Origin of the sequence: Hallella faecis (genome assembly GCF_018789675.1) — a bacterium.
GTDB classification, from domain to species: Bacteria; Bacteroidota; Bacteroidia; order Bacteroidales; family Bacteroidaceae; genus Prevotella; species Prevotella faecis.
Window position 1 is genome coordinate 83,695 of record NZ_JAHKBE010000003.1, and the last position, 19,389, is coordinate 103,083.

Annotated in this window: 14 protein-coding genes and 1 pseudogene; 14 read left to right on the forward strand and 1 reads right to left on the reverse strand. The window is 55.7% G+C overall.

Going from position 1 to position 19,389, the window contains the following annotated elements:
* Positions 1-149: 149 nt before the first annotated feature.
* From KM934_RS01525 to KM934_RS01580, 12 genes are all read left to right on the forward strand, one after another.
* Entirely contained in the window at positions 150-890 is a 741-nt protein-coding gene (locus KM934_RS01525; protein WP_215758850.1) for a peptidylprolyl isomerase, read from the forward strand.
* A gap of 156 nt (positions 891-1,046) precedes the next feature.
* Complete coding sequence (locus KM934_RS01530) at positions 1,047-2,372, forward strand: TolC family protein (protein WP_215758851.1); 1,326 nt, start codon at positions 1,047-1,049, stop codon at positions 2,370-2,372.
* Between the two features lie 44 nt (positions 2,373-2,416).
* Positions 2,417-3,544: an HlyD family secretion protein gene (locus tag KM934_RS01535; protein ID WP_215758852.1), complete on the forward strand. Its 1,128-nt coding sequence runs from the start codon at positions 2,417-2,419 to the stop codon at positions 3,542-3,544.
* The gene (locus tag KM934_RS01540) at positions 3,541-5,238 is read left to right on the forward strand and encodes an MFS transporter (RefSeq protein WP_252344841.1); all 1,698 of its coding nucleotides are present in this window, start codon (positions 3,541-3,543) and stop codon (positions 5,236-5,238) included. The genes KM934_RS01535 and KM934_RS01540 overlap by 4 nt, the downstream gene beginning before the upstream one ends.
* A 192-nt stretch (positions 5,239-5,430) precedes the next feature.
* Positions 5,431-6,339, forward strand: coding sequence for a helix-turn-helix domain-containing protein (locus KM934_RS01545; RefSeq protein ID WP_215758853.1), 909 nt, complete (start codon positions 5,431-5,433; stop codon positions 6,337-6,339).
* 184 nt (positions 6,340-6,523) lie between these two features.
* Positions 6,524-7,564 carry a type I phosphomannose isomerase catalytic subunit gene (locus KM934_RS01550; RefSeq protein WP_215758882.1) on the forward strand — a complete coding sequence of 347 codons (1,041 nt, stop codon included), beginning with the start codon at positions 6,524-6,526 and terminating at the stop codon, positions 7,562-7,564.
* A 62-nt stretch (positions 7,565-7,626) separates the two neighbouring features.
* Positions 7,627-8,667 (forward strand): threonine aldolase family protein, encoded by a 1,041-nt coding sequence (locus tag KM934_RS01555; protein ID WP_215758854.1) that lies wholly within the window; start codon positions 7,627-7,629, stop codon positions 8,665-8,667.
* A 418-nt stretch (positions 8,668-9,085) separates the two neighbouring features.
* Complete coding sequence (locus KM934_RS01560; protein ID WP_215758855.1) at positions 9,086-9,673, forward strand: hypothetical protein; 588 nt, start codon at positions 9,086-9,088, stop codon at positions 9,671-9,673.
* 105 nt (positions 9,674-9,778) lie between these two features.
* Entirely contained in the window at positions 9,779-9,976 is a 198-nt protein-coding gene (locus tag KM934_RS01565; RefSeq protein ID WP_215758856.1) for a hypothetical protein, read from the forward strand.
* A 33-nt stretch (positions 9,977-10,009) separates the two neighbouring features.
* Positions 10,010-10,729: a sigma-70 family RNA polymerase sigma factor gene (locus KM934_RS01570; protein WP_215758857.1), complete on the forward strand. Its 720-nt coding sequence runs from the start codon at positions 10,010-10,012 to the stop codon at positions 10,727-10,729.
* Entirely contained in the window at positions 10,726-11,280 is a 555-nt protein-coding gene (yfcE, locus tag KM934_RS01575) for a phosphodiesterase (RefSeq protein ID WP_215758858.1), read from the forward strand. Before KM934_RS01570 ends, yfcE begins: the two co-directional genes overlap by 4 nt.
* 441 nt (positions 11,281-11,721) lie before the next feature.
* Positions 11,722-12,873: an MFS transporter gene (locus KM934_RS01580; RefSeq protein WP_215758859.1), complete on the forward strand. Its 1,152-nt coding sequence runs from the start codon at positions 11,722-11,724 to the stop codon at positions 12,871-12,873.
* A gap of 1,660 nt (positions 12,874-14,533) precedes the next feature.
* On the opposite strand, the gene KM934_RS01585 is transcribed toward KM934_RS01580, so the two are convergent.
* Complete coding sequence (locus KM934_RS01585) at positions 14,534-17,254, reverse strand: hybrid sensor histidine kinase/response regulator transcription factor (protein WP_215758860.1); 2,721 nt, start codon at positions 17,252-17,254, stop codon at positions 14,534-14,536.
* Between the two features lie 414 nt (positions 17,255-17,668).
* Between KM934_RS01585 and KM934_RS01590 the strand changes: the two are divergent.
* Together KM934_RS01590 and KM934_RS01595 are read left to right on the forward strand one after the other, a co-directional pair.
* Positions 17,669-17,995: pseudogene (locus KM934_RS01590) on the forward strand (hypothetical protein); the annotation flags it as partial.
* A 221-nt stretch (positions 17,996-18,216) separates the two neighbouring features.
* Positions 18,217-19,368, forward strand: a complete 1,152-nt coding sequence (locus KM934_RS01595; RefSeq protein ID WP_317192655.1) for an MFS transporter — start codon at positions 18,217-18,219, stop codon at positions 19,366-19,368.
* Positions 19,369-19,389 lie beyond the last annotated feature (21 nt).

The window sequence follows — 19,389 nt, forward strand, 5'->3', positions numbered from 1 at the left end:
GTCGATGGCAGAATCCTTACGGCTTTGGGCCGATGGTTGGATAAAAAGTGGTATCTTTGCAACGGCTTCCCACCTTCTCCCTCGGCGACAAAACCGGGGAAAGGCGGGCGGCACCCATCCTAATCATAGAAAACAAGCATATCAAAACCATGGCAAATATCAAGATTTCCACTTCCTTGGGCGACATTACCGTTCGCCTCTACGACGACACACCCATTCACCGCGACAACTTCCTGAAGCTGGCTTCGGAGGGTTATTACAATGGCACGCTGTTCCATCGCGTCATTCGCGACTTCATGATTCAGGGCGGCGACCCCGACTCGAAGGGCGCGCCGGCAGGCAAGCAGCTCGGTGTGGGCGGTCCCGACTACACGTTGCAGGCCGAGATCAAGCCCCACCTCTTCCATAAGCGCGGCGCCCTGTGTGCGGCCCGACTGGGCGATGAGGTGAACCCCAACAGGGAGTCGAGCGGCAGCCAGTTCTACATTGTGTGGGGAAGCGTTTACAATCCCTCCCAACTCAAGCAGATGGAGAAACAGATGAAGCAGAACCAGGTGGCCGTGACGTTCAACGACCTCGTGAGCTACCACAAGGAAGAGATTATGAACATGCGTCGCAACCGCGACCGCGCCGGACTGCAGGCCATGCAGGAGCAACTGCTGAAGGAGGCCGAGGACATCTGCAAGGCCAATCCCGCCGGCTTCACCGAGGAGCAGGCCCAGGCCTACACCACCGTGGGCGGCACACCCCATCTCGACGGTCAGTACACCGTGTTTGGTGAGGTGACCGACGGGCTCGCCGTGGTGGAGAAGATCCAGGGCGTGAAAACGCTGCGTGGCGACCGCCCGTGCGACGACGTGAAGGTCATCGCCATGACCGTGGAGGCGTAAGCATCCCTACCTCTTTCGCCCCGTTTCTTACCCCATTCGCATTTCATGGGGGCGAAAGAGCGTACAAAGGGAAAATATGAACAACTTTTGGTTGTAAATGAATATTCCCACATCATGATTATTCGGTAACTTTGCAGCCGAATTCTTAATGTAGGTATGAAAAGATTATTGTTCACATTTTCCTTCGTCTTCCTGGCCAGCTATGGCATGGCGCAGGAAACGCTCTCGTTGGGGCAATGCCTGAAAATGGGCATTGAGCGAAACCTCAACCTCAAGACTTATGAGGGCAACGTGCTCAAGGGAAAGCACAACATCAGTGAGAACCGCTCGCGACTGTTGCCGCAAATCAACATCGGCGCCGCGCTCAACGACAACTTCGACCCTCCCGTGTCGGTGACCGACGGCTCCGCCTATGGCAAGCCCTACAACGTAACCAACACGTTGCAGTATAACGCGTCGGCCAGCGTCCAACTCCAGATGCCGCTCTACAGCCAGACGGCACGCACCGCGCTCAACATCGCCAAGACCCTCGATGTGCTCAACACCCTCTCCTACGCCAAGGCCAAGGAGGACCTTATCGTGCAGATCAGCAAGATGTATTACCTCGCGCAAAACACCGAGGAGCAGATAGGCATCATCAAGGACAACATCAAGCGACTGGAGGAGTTGCGCGACATCACCCAGGCTTTCCACGACAACGACATGGCGCTCAGCGTGGATGTGAAGCGCGTCAACGTGAACCTCGAGAACCTCAGCGTGCAATACGACAACGCCAAGGCCATGCTCACCCAGCAATACAACATGCTGAAGTATGTGATCGACTATCCGGCCGACAAGGCCATCGCCGTGGAGAAGGCCAACATACAGCAGATCGACATGGCCGCCCTCACCGGGCTCGACGAGAACCTCTCTGAGCTCCAGCTCTTGCGCACCCAGCAAACGCTGGCCGAGCAACAGAAAAAACTGGCCAAGGACGGCTACCTGCCCACCGTGGCCATCAGCGGCAACTGGACCTACACGGCCTTCACCGATAAGTTTAAGAATTGGTTCCACTCGGGCGAGTCGAACCATTGGTATCGGTCCGACGGCATCGGCCTGTCGGTGCGCGTGCCCGTATTCGACGGATTCGAGAAGCGTTCGAAGATACGAAAGGCGCAGGTCGACATCGACAATGCCAAGCTCGCTTACGAAAACACCATGAAGGGCATGCAGACGCAGTATGCCAACGCCGTGAACGACCTGGCCAACAACCAGCGCAACTTCAGCAAGCAGCGCGACAACTACCTGCTGGCAGAGGATGTGTATAAGGTGACGAGCGACCGCTACCGCGAGGGCATCGCCTCGATGACCGAGGTGTTGCAAGACGAGATGAGCATGAGCGATGCGCAAAACAATTATCTCACCGCACATTACAACTATCAGGTGTCGAACCTCACGCTGCTGAAACTCACCGGACAGTTGGACAAACTACTGAAACCCTAATGGACCATAAGGTCAAAAAATCCCCAACGACAATATAAATCATCATGGAAACAAACAACAACAATACGACCAACAACACCAATCCCGTCGACAATAACCAGCCGTCGGCCCACGAAGTAACCGCCAAGCAACTCAAGCGCCAGCGCATACGCCAACTGCTGGTGAGCCTCATCGGAGTGGCCATCCTCGTGTGGGGCATCGCCAAGATAGCATGTATGTTCATGGATTACAAGAGCAATGAGCAGAGCGACGACGCGCAGGTGGAGCAGTATATCTCGCCCGTGAACATGCGTGCGTCGGGATATATCAAGAAAATCTATTTCAAGGAGCACCAGGATGTGAAGAAGGGCGACACGCTGCTCGTGCTCGACGACCGCGAGTATCGCATCCGCGTCATGGAGGCTGAGGCTGCGCTGAAGGACGCCATGGCTGGGGCCAATGTGGTCGACGCGTCGCTGCAAACCACCCAGACATCGGCCACCGTCTACGAGGCGTCGATCGCCGAGATCGAAATTCGCCTGGCCAAGCTCGAGAAAGACCGCCAGCGCTACCAGAACCTGGTGGCCCGCAATGCCGCCACGCCCATCCAACTCGAACAGATTGAGACCGAATACAACGCCACGAAGAAGAAACTCGACGCCACGCGGCGCCAGCAGAAGGCCGCCTATTCGGGTGTCAACGAGGTGCAGACGCGCAAGAAGAACACCGCAGCGGCCATTGAGCGCGCCCAGGCTGCCTTGGAGATGGCCAAGCTCAACCTCTCCTATTGTGTGGTGACGGCGCCATGCGACGGAAAGCTTGGGCGAAGAACGCTCGAGGAGGGACAGGCCGTCAACGCCGGACAGACCATCACCTACATCATGCCCGACACCCAGAAGTGGGTCATTGCCAACTACAAGGAGACGCAGGTGGAGAAACTCTATGTGGGCCAGAAGGTCTTGATGACCGTCGACGCCTTCGAGGGCAAGGAGTTTGAGGGGCGCATCACCGCCATCTCGGGCGCCACCGGATCCAAGTATTCGCTCGTGCCCACCGACAACTCGGCTGGCAACTTCGTGAAGATTCAGCAGCGCGTGCCCGTCCGAATCGAGTTTGTGGGACTGAAGAAGGCCGACAACGACAAGTTGGCGGCGGGCATGATGGTTGTTGTTAAGGCCCAACTCAAGAAATGACACAGGCTGAGATCTACACGGCGGTGCCCGAGCACCTGCCGAAGAATTTCCCGTTCTACAACTGGGTGCCCAAGCCCTTGGGCATCGCTTTCCTAATCATTCTTTTCATACCTATCATGACGGTCAGCGGTGCCTACACCGTCAACAGTAGCGAGATGGTGGGAGGGCTTGGCATCCAGTCTGAACATATAGCCTTCATCAGCTTCGTAACGTCGATTGGCATGGCGGCGTTCTCGCCGTTCTTCTATGCGCTGGTGAGTGTGCGCCGACAGAAGCTGATGAGCCTGGTGGGCTTCTCGCTGCTGGCGGTGCAGAGCTATATCTGCGCCAATACCGACAGCTTGTTCATCCTGGCGCTCAATAGCCTCATCATGGGCTTCGTGCGCCAAACGCTGCTCATGTGCAACCTGTTCACGCTCATCAAGTATGGCTTCGGCATAGAGGCCACACGCAACGTGACGCCGGGCAACGAACCGACCGACGAGGCGGGATGGGACGCGCTCGACACGGAGAAGAAGGCGAGCCAGCCCATCATCTATTTCTTCTTCATGCTCTTAGGGCAGATCGGCACATGGATCACCGCATGGTTTGCCTACAACTACCATTGGCAGATGGTCTACTACGCCATGCTGGGCGCCATCCTCGTGGCTTTGCTCATCACCTTGGTGTGCATGCCCTACAATTCCTACCCCACGAAGCATTGCCCCCTGTCGTTCTCCAAGTTTGGCAACGTGGTGGTGTTCTGCGTGATGTGCTGCTCGTTTGTCTATGTAACGGTCTACGGCAAGGTCTACGATTGGTACGACAGTCCCTATATCCGTTGGTCCACAGCCATTTGTGTGGTGTCGACGCTGCTGTTCTTCTACCTGGAGAAGACGCGCCGCTCGCCTTACTTCATGCTCAAGGCCTTTAAGTCGCGTAGCATTCAGGGCGGCATATTGCTCTTCATCGGCCTGATGGTGTGCAACTCCAGCTCCATGCTCGTCAACATCTTTGTGGGGGTGGGCATGAAGACCGACCAAATCCAGGTGGCCGCCCTCGGCAACTGGGTGTTGCTGGGCTATTTCATCGGTTTGGTCGTCATCCTTTTGCTCAACAACAAGGGCGTCCATTTCAAGTGGTTCTTCGCCCTGGGCTTCGTGCTGATAGCAGCCGCCTCGCTGTTTATGTACTTTGAGGTGCAGACGGCGGGTCTGTTGGAGCGCATGAAATGGCCCGTCGTCATACGCGCCACTGGCATGATGCTGCTCTATTCGCTTATCGCCGTGTATGCCAACCAGCGCATGCCCTATAAGCTGTTGTCCACGTGGGTGTGCATCATGTTGACCGTGCGTATGGTCATTGCGCCAGGTATCGGATCGGCCCTTTACCAAACGGTGTTCCAGTATCGCCAGCAATATTACATCACGCGTTATGCCCACGACTACGACCGCACCAATGCCCAAACGGCTCTTGCCTACGACCGGACGGCGCGGGGCATGCAGTATCAGGGCAAGAGCGAGACCGAGGCGCAGAACATGGCGGCCCTGTCGACCAAGGGTCAGGTGCAGGTGCAGGCCACGTTGTCGGCCATCAAGGAGATGTCGGGATGGACCATCTATGCTTGCATCATCCTCGCCGGACTGATGTTGGTGGTGCCGTGGCCCAAGCGCGACATATCCCACGATACTCGGGAATATTACATACGGTATTGATTTCCAATGGGTTGACGTGGCGTGGGAGGCGGCATGGAGGGTAGCCCGACCACCGTTGGCCATGGCGTGAGAAGCCGTTGGCATAGGGTGAGGGGCGTTGAAGAATTGCAGTCATTGGCAAAATTCAACGTCCCTTACTGTTGTTGTATAGATTATTTTTGCTAACTTCGCCGCCAACAAACGGCAGAAGCAATGATAAACAATAGCTATGGCATTCATCTGCTCGAGCAACAGATAGCCAATGACGAGGACATCTGTTGCTCGTGTGGCAACATATCCTCGTTTCCCAAGGCGTTTTTCGACAACTATCACGTGGCTGATGTGGGCATCATCGTGTGCACGTCGGGCTCGTTTTCGTTGGGCTGCGAGGGTGTGGAGTATAGGGTTGAACAGGGTGAGACGGCCTTCCTTGCGCGCGACGCCTATTTCTCCGTGGTGCGCCATAGTGCCGATTGCTCGGTGGTCATTATCCTTTATCGGGTCGACTCCATTCGTGAGATCCTGGGAAACACCGTCGTGGGCATGAAGTTTATGGAGCTTGTCAACCCCAAGGCGTGCCGTGTGATGCACACGGGCCACGAGGATGAACTCACCAAATACTCCGAACTGTTGGCCGCTGACAACACCGAGAACAATGTGTTTGCCGCCAATGAGCGCCGCTTGCTTCTCCTGTCGCTCACCTATAGGCTATGTGGCATCTTTCGGGAGCTATCGAAGGAGGGCGACCAAGCGTCGAGCCGACGGCTGGAGACCTACATGCAGCTCATGCGCCTCATCGACCATCATTACATGCAGGAGCGTGGGGTGCGATTCTATGCCGACCGTCTCTGCCTGTCGCCCAAGTATCTCACCACGTTGGTCAAGTCGGTGTCGGGAAGCACCGTGCAGCAACTGGTGTTCAAAGCCATCACGAAGAAGGCCGTGTCGCTCATCACCACCACCGACAAGAGTATGAAGGAGATAGCCGATTGCCTCCACTTTCCCAACGCCTCGGCCTTCGGAACGTTCTTCAAGAAGCAAGTGGGCCTGTCGCCCATCAACTACCGGGAGAAAGAAAAAGGTGGCGAACCGCATAATAATAACCTATCTGAGGTCGTTTAAACGATAGGCCCCTCCCTGTTGGATGCGCGCGAACGACCTAAGCGTTGGGGCCGAATGGTCCGACGGTCGTGTGCAAAACGGCGCATCTGCGTGAATGAAGGGTGCGACGATCGCCCACGAAACACCCGATGGCAGGTCGTCCAACGGAGGGGAAGGTTGTATAAGAAATTAGGAAAAAGCACATATTATGAAGTTGTATCCGTTATTGTTTCAGCCGAATCTCCATACCGTTGTATGGGGCGGCAATCGTCTTTGTCCATACAAGGGCCTTCCCGCTTCAACCGAACCGATAGGCGAGAGCTGGGAGGTGAGCGCCGTGCCGTCGAGCAAGAGCATTGTGGCCAATGGCGAATGGGCGGGCCAAGACCTTGTGTCGGTTATCGCGCAAGCGCCCGAGGACATCTTGGGAAAGTCGGTGTACGACAAGTATCATGAGCTCCCGTTGTTGGCAAAGTTCATCGATGCCAAGCGCGACCTGAGCATTCAGGTGCATCCCAACGACGAGATGGCTCGCCGGGTGCATGGCAAGATGGGCAAGAGCGAGATGTGGTATGTCATCGATGCCGAGCCGGGCAGTTACCTATATGCGGGCTTCAAGACGCAGATCACCGACTATGAGTTTAAGAAACGCATAGAGGATGGCACCATCACCGATGTGTTGGCGCGCCATGAGGTGAAGGCTGGCGATGTGTTTTACCTTCCGGCGGGCCGTGTTCACGCCATCTGTAGCGGCATTCTGCTGGCCGAGATCCAACAGTCGTCCGACCTCACTTACCGCATCTTCGATTACAATCGCCCGGGTTTGGATGGCAAGCCGCGCCAGTTGCATGTCGACTTGGCTGCCGAGGCCGTCGATTATCATGTGGAGGCCGAGTATCAAACGGCCTATCAGAGTGAGGAGAACCGTGCCAACCCAGTGCTCGATACGCCTTATTTCAGTGTTCGTGTCAACGACATTGCGCAGCCGTTCCATCGCAACCTGCTCAAGTACGACAGCTTCATCATCACCATGAGCATCAAGGGCGACACCCGCATCCTTGTGCGATCCACCGGCGATGAGCTGTTGCTGAAGGAAGGAAACAGTTGCTTGATTCCTGCAGCCATTGCCGACTACGACCTCATTCCCTTGTCGTCGAAGAGTTTGGTGCTCGACGCTTTCATCGACAATAAGGACCGGAGCCTCGGCCATCGCATCACGCGCTTCCTGCACCTCACCAGCAAATAATCCCAAATCGGTCATTAGACCAATCATCCTTCACCCACGTTCCACATTCAAAAACAATAGAAATGACTTCGTTTGAGAGCGACTATAACAACGGCATGCTGCCCGAAATATTGCAGCGCCTCATACAAACCAACGATGAGAAGGCCAGCGGTTACGGCTTCGACAAGCATTGCTTGAGCGCCAAGAAGCGCATTTGCGAGGCCATCGACATGCCCCACGCCGAGGTGTTCTTCCTCGTGGGTGGCACGCAAACCAACACCACGGTGATCGATTCGGTGCTCCAAGGGTGCGAGGGAGTTATTGCGGCGCAGAACGGCCACATCTTCGTGCATGAGTCGGGCGCCGTCGAGGCTTTCGGCCATAAGGTCATCACCCTGCCCGATACCAACGGAAAGCTAACCGCGGAGGCCATCGAACAATACATGACCACCTTCTTGGCCGACGAAACTTACCCGCACATGGTGCAGCCGGGCATGGTCTACATCACGTTGCCCACGGAGTTGGGGGCGCTCTATTCGCGCTCCGAACTGGAGGCGATCTATACGGTTTGTCGCCGCTTCTCCCTGAAGCTCTACGTTGATGGGGCACGTTTGGGCTACGGACTGATGGCCGATGGCGCCGACATCGACCTGCCTTTTCTGGCCCGTCATTGCGATGTGTTCTATATTGGCGGCACCAAGGTGGGTGCCATGTTTGGCGAAGCTGTGGTGTTTACCAACATGAAGGCGCCCCGATACATGTTCACCATCATTAAGCGCCATGGCGCATTGTTGGCCAAGGGGCGCATGCTCGGCCTGCAGTTCGACACCTTGTTCACCGACAACCTGTATCTTCGGGTGGCTCGCCACGCCATCGAGAAGGCTTATGAGGTGCGCCAATGCTTCCTCAACCATGGCCTGAGCATGGGCGTCGACAGCCCGACCAACCAGCAATTCGTCATCCTCAGCGTTGCGCAGAAGGAGCAACTCATGCAGCGCATCGCCTTCGAGGTGTGGTGTGCCCGTCCCGACGGCAACCTCTTGTGTCGCTTCGTAACCAGTTGGGCCACCACCGACGACGACATCCTGCAGCTCAACCAAGCCCTCACAGAGGTGGTGGGGTGAAGCCGCAAGGCTGAGAACGCATGGCGTGGACCATTCGTTGCGCCCTCCTTTAGGGTGCCCGTCTAAGACCAGCCGAGTGCTTTTCTGAGCTCTTTAGGGTGCTCGTGTAAGACCAGCCGGGTGCTTTCCTAAGCTCTTTAGGGTGCTCGTCTAAGACCAGCCGAGTGCTTTTCTAAGCTCTTCAGGGTGCTCGTCTAAGGCCGGAGAAGCCCGTATCTAAAACCAACGGTCCGCTTGGATGAGGCGTTGGCCAACCGATCGCAGCGTGGCGGGACGGTTAATATGCGTTAAAATAATGGTCGGGGTCTTCCCTTTATGGGGCGAAAGCAGTATCTTTGATAAAACGAAATACAAGAAGATGAATGTTCTAACCCGATGGGTCCTGATAGTTGCCACCTGGATATGCGCCACAAGCGCCATGGCACAAGCCGATACGCTGCAACGGCGCACCATGGCTTATGCCAACTTCCGCCCCGCCTTGGTGACGCTCACCAGTGGTAAGGTGGTCAAGGCGGCGCAGGCCAACGTGCTGCTCAAGGGCAGTGTGCTGGTCTATCGCAACCCGCAAGGCCGCATTATGGAGGCCAACAGGGCTACGGTGAAGAGCGTCGACTTCGACGATCGCCACTATGAGCGCATCGACACCCTGCTCTTTTGGCGCGTCGACACGGTGGGCGACAACGCCCTTTACAAAGCCACTTACATCGACATGGCGTCGCTTAGACAGCAGATCCTGAACAGTAGGAACATGACCGATATGCAGGTCAATTCGCTGATGCTTAGTTCTACGGCCCTCATGGCCAACGAGGAAGACCTCGAGTTGCCCTACACCGACGTGTATTACTTCCGTTACCGAGGCAAATGGGTGAAGGTACACGAGCGTTACATCGACCATGCCTTGCCACGCAACAAGCGCCAAGCCTACAAGGTGGCGGTCGCCATGCCCGGCTTCTCGTGGTCCAATCCGCGGTCGCTCATCAGCTTGCTCAGGGCCATCAGCGACTAACGCTTGCGCCCTGCGGCACCTTCCGTTCCACAACGAGCCATCGTTAAACCCTCCGTAAGCCACACCCCATCCCTTGATAAACCATCCCAAACAACACATAGCGATATGCAAAACGTAACCGAATACCGCAACTTAGTATTGAAAGCCTTGCTCAGCGCGGTCGACGACGACGGTCGCCGGCGCATCAGCGACGAGGAGGCTGCCGAGCTCGCCCAAGAGTTTACCGACGAAGAGTTGGCCTTCGGCATGGACTACAACACCCCCGAGGAGGTGGCCGACATGCTGCTCGACGCAGGAATATAATAGCCTTTCATCCCCTTAAACGACTGCATCACCATGAATGAAAAGAAATCGATAGACGCTTATCTCAACGAGATCAAGCAAGAGCGACTCCTCACCGACGCCGAGGAGCGACAGTTGGCTGAGCGTATCCAGCAAGGCGACCAGCAGGCACTGGCCGACCTCACCACCGCCAACCTCACTTACGTGGTGTCGTTGGCCCACCAGTACGCAGGGAGTGGCCTTCCCGTGGAGGACCTTATCAGCGAGGGAAACATTGGCATGATGCGCGCCGCCGCAAGGTTCGACGGCAGTCGCGGCAAGCGTTTCGTTACTTTCGCGGCGCCCTACATCCGCGATGCCATGCAACAAGCCATTGAGCAGCAGACCGGTCTTTACCGCGTGCTCCACGAGGGCGACGTGAAGGCGGAGAAGCGCCGCAGCCATCCGCTGTCGATCGACGCTCCCGTGGGCGGCAGTCAGGACCTGAGCTTAGGCCGCGTGGTGGCCAATCCGCACGCCATCGACCCCAGTAGGCAGATGGAGGAGCAAGCCATCATCGAGGAGTTGGCGCACCTTGTGACCCGCCTCGACGAGCGCGAGCGACAGGTGGCCGCCTGCCTTTACGGCATCGACACGCCCCAGCTCAACATGGCTGAGACCGGTGAGAAGATGGGGCTCAAGCGAGAGCGGGTGCGCCAGATACGCGACAAGGCGTTGCGTCGCCTGCGCCGCATGACCAGTAACAAGGACCTGCTTAATTATCTGTCACGATGAGATACATGCTTCTTTCCGATATCCACGGCTCGCTGCCCTGCCTGCGCCGTGCCTTGGAGTTCTACAAAGCCCAGCGTTGCGACATGTTGCTGCTCATGGGCGACATCCTCAATTATGGCCCGCGCAACGGAGTGCCCGAGGGCCTCGACGCACCCGGCATAGCCAATCTGCTCAACGCCATGGCCGACGACATCGTGGCCGTTCGCGGCAACTGCGATTCGGAGGTCGACCAGATGCTGCTCCATTTCCCCATCCTTGGCACTTACACGGTGCTTGTGGATGAGGGGCGCCGCATATTGCTCACCCACGGCCACGTATATAATAAGGAGAACCTGCCGCCCGGACGCTTCGACGCCGTGGTTTACGGTCACACCCACCTCTGGGAGTTGGCCGAGAACGACGCCCATTGCCTCGTTTGCAACACGGGTTCCATCACCTTCCCCAAGGGCGGCAACCCACCCACGCTGGGCATCATGGCCGATGGCGCCATCACCCTCTACAACTTCGATACGCTGCAACCCGTGGCCACACACGCGCTGCCCAAGCGATAGAGACCCGCAAAACGATCCTACGACGCGCGCTCCAACACGTTGCCGCGTCACCATCGCATATCGTTCCGCCCTACGAAAGGCGCATCCTCATGATTCATGTCATGTAGATGCGCCCTTCGTCATTTTGTGGGGTGATGGCGTGTTGCGATTGAACCCAAATCGGTCATTAGATTTCAATTCTTGTTAGTGTTTGTTTCGAGCAGGTTGCGACATTCTCGTTGAAGCCATAGCGGGCTATGGCGAAACGCGAATGGAAGCAAGATGCCGAAAGAAACGCTGACAAGAGTTGGAAAGAAGTCATAAAATCATAATAACTCACCTATTTCGGTCTAATGACCGATTAGGGTTGAAGGGAATTTTGTAACTTTGCACCCGCTTTTAGGATAGCGGTGGGGCAGGAAGCCGCCACCTTCGTAACACACACATAACAACACTACTTAAATGCTGGTAAAAGGATTGGGCAGCCTGTTGGTGCTTGCCGTAGGAACATTCTTGCTGGGTATGGCCGAATTTGTTATTGAGGGAATCTTGCCCGATTTGGCCCGCGACCTGAACATCTCCATTCCCATGGCGGGACACGCCATCTCCATCTACGCCCTGGGCGTTTGCGTAGGAGCCACGTTTCTCATAGTCCTTCATAAGTTGCGCCCCAAACACATCCTCCTGGGCTTGGTGTCGCTTGTCTTCATAGGCGCGCTGCTCTCGGTCACGGCGCAGAGCTATGTGTGGCTGTTGGCGGCCCGCTTCATCAGCGGCTTGCCCCATGGCGCCTATTATGGCGTGGGAACCATTGTGGCGTATCGGTTGGCCGATGAGAGCCACAAGACGCGTGCCGTGGCTATTATGTGCGCCGGAATGACGTTTGCCAACCTTTTGGGAAATCCCGTGGCCACGCTGCTCTCGGGAGCCCTCTCGTGGCGACTGGCCTTCGCGGTGATCGCGGTGGGCAGTTTGGTTGATTTGTTGCTGGTGGCCCGATTCGTGCCCAACCTCGACCCCCTTCCCGGCTCGGGCTACAAGGGACAGTTCCGCTTTCTGCGCCATCTCGACCCGTGGCTCATTATCCTTGCCACGATGTTTGGCAACGGAGGCATCCTGGCTTGGTACAGTTACATATCGCCGGCGCTGGTCGACGAGGGCGGATTGTCGGCCTCGCTGTTGCCGCTCTACATGGCCGTGGCCGGCTTGGGCATGGTCATAGGCAACCTCCTGAGCGGTTGGATGTCGGATAAGTACAAGGCCGGCCTCACGGCCATGGTGCTCCAGGGCGTGGCCGGACTGGCCCTGTTGACCGTGTTCTTCACGGTGGAGTGGGGCCTGGTGCATTTGGCCCTGATGTTTGTGTGCAGCGGATGCCTCTTCGGCATGGGCACACCCGAGCAGTTGCTCATCATCGAACACTCGAAAGGCGGCGAGATGCTTGGCGGGTGCTGTATCCAAATAGCCTTTAATTTCGGAAATGCGGCGGGCGCGTTCCTTGGCGGACTGCCCATCAGCTGGGGCATGGGCTACGCCTGGCCCGCCATGGTGGGCATGCCCTTCGTGGCCATTGGCTTCCTGCTGCTCCTCGCGTTCCATCGCCGCTACGAGTAGGCAGACGCCCATTCCGCCCGAAACCATCCGTCTGTTCCAAGCTTTGCCCTAACACATGACGGATGCCCCGTAAACGTGTCACATTTTGATAATTGTTACACGAAATGGGCGATTTTGCGAAAATGTTACATCGAATGTTACAACAAAACGGCCAAAATGTAAGATTTTGGCCGTTTTTTGTAAGAAATATCCTGTTTGTTTTGTGGTTTTTGTTATATATTTGCAACTGAGATGAAGGCCCAACCATACGCAATGGGCCCGTCGCGAATCGCAGTGTGAACCATTGACACCCCATCCCCTAAGACGACGAGAATAAGACGACGCATTAACAGACGACGATTGACGAATCGACAGACGATGGATTGACGAATCAGACGACAACAGAATGGAATAACAAAGGAGGACGATTGACGAATCGACAGACGACGGATTGACGAATCAGACGACAACAGATTGACGACGACAACGCTGCGATCGCGACGCAGACGACAACCAAAACGCTCCCCAACTTAGGTTGTGGGAGCGACCGGGGTCAACACCCGCAAGGATTGACCCCATGGTTAGTGGGAGGATAAGAGGTCGAGCGACGACCTCGGGAACTGGCGGAACGGCCGCCAGTTCCTTTTCCCACCAGCCGCGACGCATGTATTAGGATGTACCCATATAAATAGAAATTTGTGTAAGAGAGAGGCTGCGACCCTGCGATAGGGTGCGGCCTAACAAAAGATGAGAGGGTGGCCACCCTGTGAGAGAGTAATGGCCGCCTAACCCATAAGGACATTTCTGCGAGAAGAAAGGATCCCCTATCACGCAAGAGTACACTTCGCGGAGTGTCCGTGTTTCAATGAAGGACATATCACTCCTACAGGATCACCCCCATCCTTCGGAGAGACAACTTTTTCAATTATTCTCTTTTCGAAAAAGTCACCTCGGGCAAGCGAGCCCCTGGTGGCCTTCAATCTTTTTGTTTTAACTCCAACGCCAAGTTCAAGGAACCCGATACCGTAAACTTCAGAAAATGGAAAGTTTTAGGAATCCAATACCATAAACTTCGGAAAATGGAAAGTTTTAGGAATCTGATACCATAAACTTTTTAAATCGGAGAGTTTTAGGAATCCAACGGCATTACTTTTCACACCTTGCGATGGCCTATGTGTTGCCACTTGGCAACCGATGGGCGCTGATGCGAAACCTAAGATGCCCCAAGGAAAGGAAGGCCAACGAAGAATAGCGTTTATGCGTAAATCTTCGCAACAATCTATACATCAATCTACACATTTCTTTTCCACGACGGAACCATTTGGCCGAAATACGCCATTCTCAGCGATTTTATCCAATCGCTTGATATTCAATAAGTTGTGTTCTGAGCTCCACATTCAACCCTCCACATTTCGCATTTTGCCTTGCGAAACATGGCCTTTCGCATGACGATCCCTTACCTTTCGAGGCGCGAAACATGGTCTTTCGAGACACGGTTAGGCATGTATTGCAACTCGAAAGATGCCTAACGGCAAAACCGAGCCTCCGGTTTGATCGCAAAAATGCATAAACACGGCGTTTTCGCTCGCTATTTCGCGCAAAAATGCCGCACAACTTTTTACCCAAAAATCTTCACATGTGGCGTTACCGCCTATAGGCTGCTTGCCTCGGGCAGATGCGCCTATTGCACCTCGCCCGGCTTCACGCCATACTCCTCCTTGAAGCGCTTGGCAAAATAGGACGGTGTGGAGAAGCCCACCTCATAGGCCACTTCAGAAATGTTCTTGTCGGTGGTTTCGAGCAGTCGCTTGGCGCGGGCCAGACGGGCCTTGCGCAGCAGGTCGACCACCGTGTAGCCCGTGAGCGCCTTCACCTTGCGATAGAGCTGCACGCGGCTCAGTCCCATCTCCTCGCCCAGGTCTTCCACCGAGTAGTTGGCGTCGGGAATGTGGCTCTTGATGGTTTTGCGCAATTGTTCCACAAATGTCTGGTCCTTTGCGCTGAGCGCCTCTTGCTCCTCCTGCTCGGTGGTGGTTCCCGTGAACATACGGCGCAGTTGCACCCTGCTCTTCAGCAGGTTGGCCACACGCGCCAGTAGCGTTTCGGCGGCGAACGGCTTGGTGATATACGAGTCGGCGCCCGTGGCGTAACCCTCGGCGCGCTGTTTCTCGAGTGTGCGTGCCGTGAGCAGCACCACGGGGATGTGGCTGGTCGACAAGTCGCCCTTCAGCAGTCGGCAAAACTCCAGTCCGTCCATGACAGGCATCATGACGTCGCACACCACGAGTTGAGGCACATTCTTGCGCGCCACGGCCAGTCCCTCCTCGCCGTTCTGCGCCTCCATCACGTTGTAGTGGGGTGCGAGGATCGATCGCAGGTAAGCGCGCATGCTCACATTGTCATCGATGATGAGCAGCAGTGGACGGTCGTTGTCGTAGTCCTCCGTCCCCGTCACAAGGGCGCGGTTGTGCTCTGCCGCCACGTCGCTCACCGAGTAGTCGTCGGCCAGTAGCGTGTCGGCCTTCACCTGCGCCTGCTTGTCCTGGGAGGCGTCGTAGCCCGGTTGCGAGTCGGGTATGGTGAAGCTGAAGGTGCTTCCCTTGCCCTGCTGGCTCTCCACGCCCACCTGTCCGTGGTGCAGGTCTACGTAAGCCTTGACGATGGCCAGTCCGATGCCCGTTCCTCCCACGGCGTCTGCCGCTTGGTAGAAGCGCTCGAAGATATGCTGTCGGTCGTTATCGCTCAGACCTTTTCCTGTGTCGGCTACTGAAATGGTGTAGCTGTCGTTGTCGTGGCAGAGGCGTGTGGTGACATTTCCCTTGGGCGGCGTGTACTTCAGGGCATTGGTCATGAGGTTGAAAAAGATGTGGGCCACCTTCTCGCGGTCGGCGATCACCCAGCAAGCGTCGGTCGGCGCTTCCACGCTCAGCCTGATGCCGCGTCGCTCGGCCACCGCCTTGAAGTCGTCGCTCCACAGTCGCAGTTCGTTGGCCAGGTCGAAATGGTTGAGCGTGAGCTGGGCTTTCTCGCTCTGAATCTTTCTAAACTCCAGTATTTCGCTCACCATTTGTGTGAGGATTCCCACGTTGCGCCGAATCATCTCCACCAGTCTACGTGGCTCTCCCACGATGGTCGGGTTCTCGCCCAACTGGTCGGCGGGTCCTGCGATGAGTGTCAGTGGTGTTCGCAACTCGTGTGAGATATTGGTGAAAAAGTGCAGTTGCGTCTGTGTCATGCGCTCCATGTCGTCGGTGAGTTTGCGCTGCTTTACCATGCTCTCCTTGAGTTGGGCGTTGTATCGCTTCTTGGCCATGTAAGCCTTGATGGCCAATGCGCATGCCGCAAGAAGCATGGTCACGAGGAAGAGCAGCATGAAAAGGTAGCTGCGCTGCGTGTCGAAGGCGTTGGTGGTGGTCTCCACGCGACGTCGCAGGGACAAGAGATTGTCGGTCTGTCGCTCGAGTTCCTCCTCCTGGTTGAGCAGCACGTTTACGTTCTCGACCGTCACCAGGGCAGATGACAGCAGGTTCTCGCGCTTGTAGGGTCGCTTCTCGAGGATGTCCATGGCCAGTTTCATCACCTTGTCGCCTCGTGTTGGGTAGATGTAGGAGGCCATCAGCTCACCGTCTCTCACCATTGGCATGCCGCCGCCCTTATGTGCCATGGCGTCGATACCTATGAAATGTATGGCGTTGAGGTCGAGTCCGTGCTTGCGTGCAGCATTCTTGGCTCCCACGGCCATGCGGTCGTTGTGGGCGAAGACGTAATTGAAGGCGGCGTGAGGAGCCGACAATAGCGAGTCCATCTTTCGGTAAGCCTGCTGCTCAGTCCAGTCGCACTCTATGTGTTCCACAATCTGCAGGTTGTTGTGTTGTGCCGCCTCCATGTCGAAACCGCGGCGGCGTGCTATGGAGGGCGACGAGGTGTAGAGGCCGCATATCTCCAGGACGCGGCCGTTCCCCTTCACTTGGCTTGAGAGGTAGCGTGCCATGTTGCGCCCCATCTCTTCGTTGTCGGCGCCAATGAAAGCCGTGTATTTGTTGGAATGGGTGCGCCGGTCGAACACGATGACGGGTATGCCCTTGTCGTAGGCGCGTTCAATGGCCCCCGACACCTTCATCTGTCCGGGTGCCACAATCAGCAGGTCGACGCCCATTTCCGCAAACTTGTCGATCTGTTGGGTTTGCAATGCCACGTCGTCGTCGGCCGACGAGATACGCAGGTCGATGTCGTTCGCAGAGAAAGCCGCTATGCGCAACTCGTTGTTGAGCTTGTCGCGCCACACGTCTTCGCTGCATTGCGACACACCAATAACATACTTAGGATGTCGCTGTCCGCACGAAGCGAAGGCCAGTACGCCCAGGGTGGCTATTAGGTAGAGTAGGGATTTAAACGGTTTCATGAACGCGGTTTAGGGTAAAATAATGTCATCGGCGCCGCCTATCGTATTTAGGGATCGTGCCAGTGAGCGCCATGAGAGCTTGCTCTCTTATGGCCGAGCGCCTCGCAATCGTTTGCAAAGATAGTGCAAATATGGGCTGTTAGGAACAAAAACATCGATTTTTATTCTAAAAAAAAGCCTCGTTGCCGTATTTTGCCACATTCCATGGTCGTTTTCTTGCCGTTCCAACGCCGATCATGAGGCTATTCAACCCAAGCAACGCCCCATGAATGCAACAGATCGTTCGTTGTCTGCAACAATTGTTACCATGAACGAATCGTTTGGGCTTACGAACATTTTGTTCTTGCAGATAGTCATATTCCTACATAATTTTGTGATAGACTTCAATTTCAACACCCCTAAACAATCTATAGCATGAAATCGTTTGTAACAATAGTCGGTAGCATGATGCTTCTGATGGTTAGCATGAATGTAGCCGCACAAGAAGGGAACGCTTCGTCGCATTCTAAGGAAGAAGGCAACCGCAACGTGATGCTCAACGCAGCCAGCGCCAATGGCCCGCGTGAAATTCAGATAGGTCTGCCCTCGGCCGACGTCAATGTGTTGGAGAACGGCCTGTAAGAGATGTCGCTCAACCTCAATGGCGACATGGGAAAGAACTGGTTCTACAGTGTGAACATGTACCAGGACTTCGACCCGGGAACCTTTAAGATCAAGTCTACTCCCTATCAGGACCGCACGCTCTAAGAGTCCCCTTCGCCTTTTGACGGGTCAAAAATCGAAACGTTTTCGTTAAGCCAAATGAGCAGAGCTAAGCTTGCTTAAGCTTTGCCATGGCGAGAAAACGTGCCATGAAATGGAAGGTTTTCGTTAAGCCAGATGAGCAGAGGAAAGTTCACTTAAGCTCTGCCATGGCGAGAAAACGAAGGATGAAATACAACGTATAACGCTATAGGAAAAAAATAATGAAAGCTATAAAACTGACGCTTGTCCCGGTGATGCTTTGCTTCTTCGCCATGGGATTTGTCGACATGGTAGGCATTGCTTCCAACTATGTGAAGGCCGACCTGGGGATCAACGACGCCACGGCCAACATGTTTCCCTCGCTTGTGTTTTTCTGGTTCTTGCTTTTCAGCGTGCCCACGGGCATGTTGATGAACAAGATCGGCAAGAAACGCACCGTGCTGCTGTCGCTCCTGGTGACCATCGTGTCGCTGGTCCTTCCGCTCTTCGGTGAGTCGTTTGGCCTGATGCTCGTGACATTCTCGTTGCTGGGCATTGGCAACACCCTCATGCAAACGTCGCTCAATCCGCTGGTGTCGGTGGTGATCAAGGGCAACCTGGCAGCTACGCTCACCTTCGGCCAGTTTGTGAAGGCCATCGCCTCGTTCCTCGCGCCCTACATTGCCATGTGGGGAGCCATGGGTGCCCTGCCCAGCTTCGGCTACGGTTGGCGTGTGCTCTTCCCCATCTATATGATCATTGGCATGGCCGCCGCCTTCCTGTCTGTGACGTCGATTCCCGAGGACGAGGAAACGGGCAAGGCTTCGTCGCTCGCCGACAGTGTTAAGTTGCTTGGCAAGCCCATCGTGCTGCTTTCGTTCATCGGCATCATGTGCCACGTGGGTGTCGACGTAGGCACCAACACCACGGCTCCGAAGATTCTGATGGAGCGTTTGGGCTGGACGCTCAACGACGCCGCCTTTGCCACATCGCTCTATTTCATCTTCCGTACGGTGGGATGCCTCACGGGCTCGTTCTTCCTTCGTGTCATGAAGGCCCGCACCTTCTTCATCATCAGCGTGTCGATGATGGCTCTGAGCATGGTGGGCATGTTCGTCGGAACCAACCAGACGTTGCTCTACGCTGCCATCGCCCTTGTGGGTTACGGCAACTCCAACGTGTTCTCCATCGTGTTCTCGCAGGCCCTGCTGTCAGTGCCCGAAAGCAAGAATGAGGTGAGCGGCCTGATGATCATGGGTCTGTTTGGTGGCACGGTGTTCCCCTTGCTCATGGGTTTCGCCAGCGACGCCGTCGGTCAGGTGGGCGCTGTTGCCGTGATGGCTGTCGGTGTGGCATACCTGTTCACGTATGTCAATAAGGTAAAGCAATAAGATAGCATAATCCATCATCAA

Bases quoted from the DNA above. Each gene is read 5' to 3' on its own strand.
- KM934_RS01525 (WP_215758850.1), top strand. From the start codon at position 150: ATGGCAAATATCAAGATTTCCACTTCCTTGGGCGACATTACCGTTCGC.
- KM934_RS01530 (WP_215758851.1), top strand. From the start codon at position 1,047: ATGAAAAGATTATTGTTCACATTTTCCTTCGTCTTCCTGGCCAGCTAT.
- KM934_RS01535 (WP_215758852.1), top strand. From the start codon at position 2,417: ATGGAAACAAACAACAACAATACGACCAACAACACCAATCCCGTCGAC.
- KM934_RS01540 (WP_252344841.1), top strand. From the start codon at position 3,541: ATGACACAGGCTGAGATCTACACGGCGGTGCCCGAGCACCTGCCGAAG.
- KM934_RS01545 (WP_215758853.1), top strand. From the start codon at position 5,431: ATGATAAACAATAGCTATGGCATTCATCTGCTCGAGCAACAGATAGCC.
- KM934_RS01555 (WP_215758854.1), top strand. From the start codon at position 7,627: ATGACTTCGTTTGAGAGCGACTATAACAACGGCATGCTGCCCGAAATA.
- KM934_RS01560 (WP_215758855.1), top strand. From the start codon at position 9,086: ATGGCACAAGCCGATACGCTGCAACGGCGCACCATGGCTTATGCCAAC.
- KM934_RS01565 (WP_215758856.1), top strand. From the start codon at position 9,779: ATGCAAAACGTAACCGAATACCGCAACTTAGTATTGAAAGCCTTGCTC.
- KM934_RS01570 (WP_215758857.1), top strand. From the start codon at position 10,010: ATGAATGAAAAGAAATCGATAGACGCTTATCTCAACGAGATCAAGCAA.
- yfcE (WP_215758858.1), top strand. From the start codon at position 10,726: ATGAGATACATGCTTCTTTCCGATATCCACGGCTCGCTGCCCTGCCTG.
- KM934_RS01580 (WP_215758859.1), top strand. From the start codon at position 11,722: ATGCTGGTAAAAGGATTGGGCAGCCTGTTGGTGCTTGCCGTAGGAACA.
- KM934_RS01585 (WP_215758860.1), bottom strand. From the start codon at position 17,254: ATGAAACCGTTTAAATCCCTACTCTACCTAATAGCCACCCTGGGCGTA.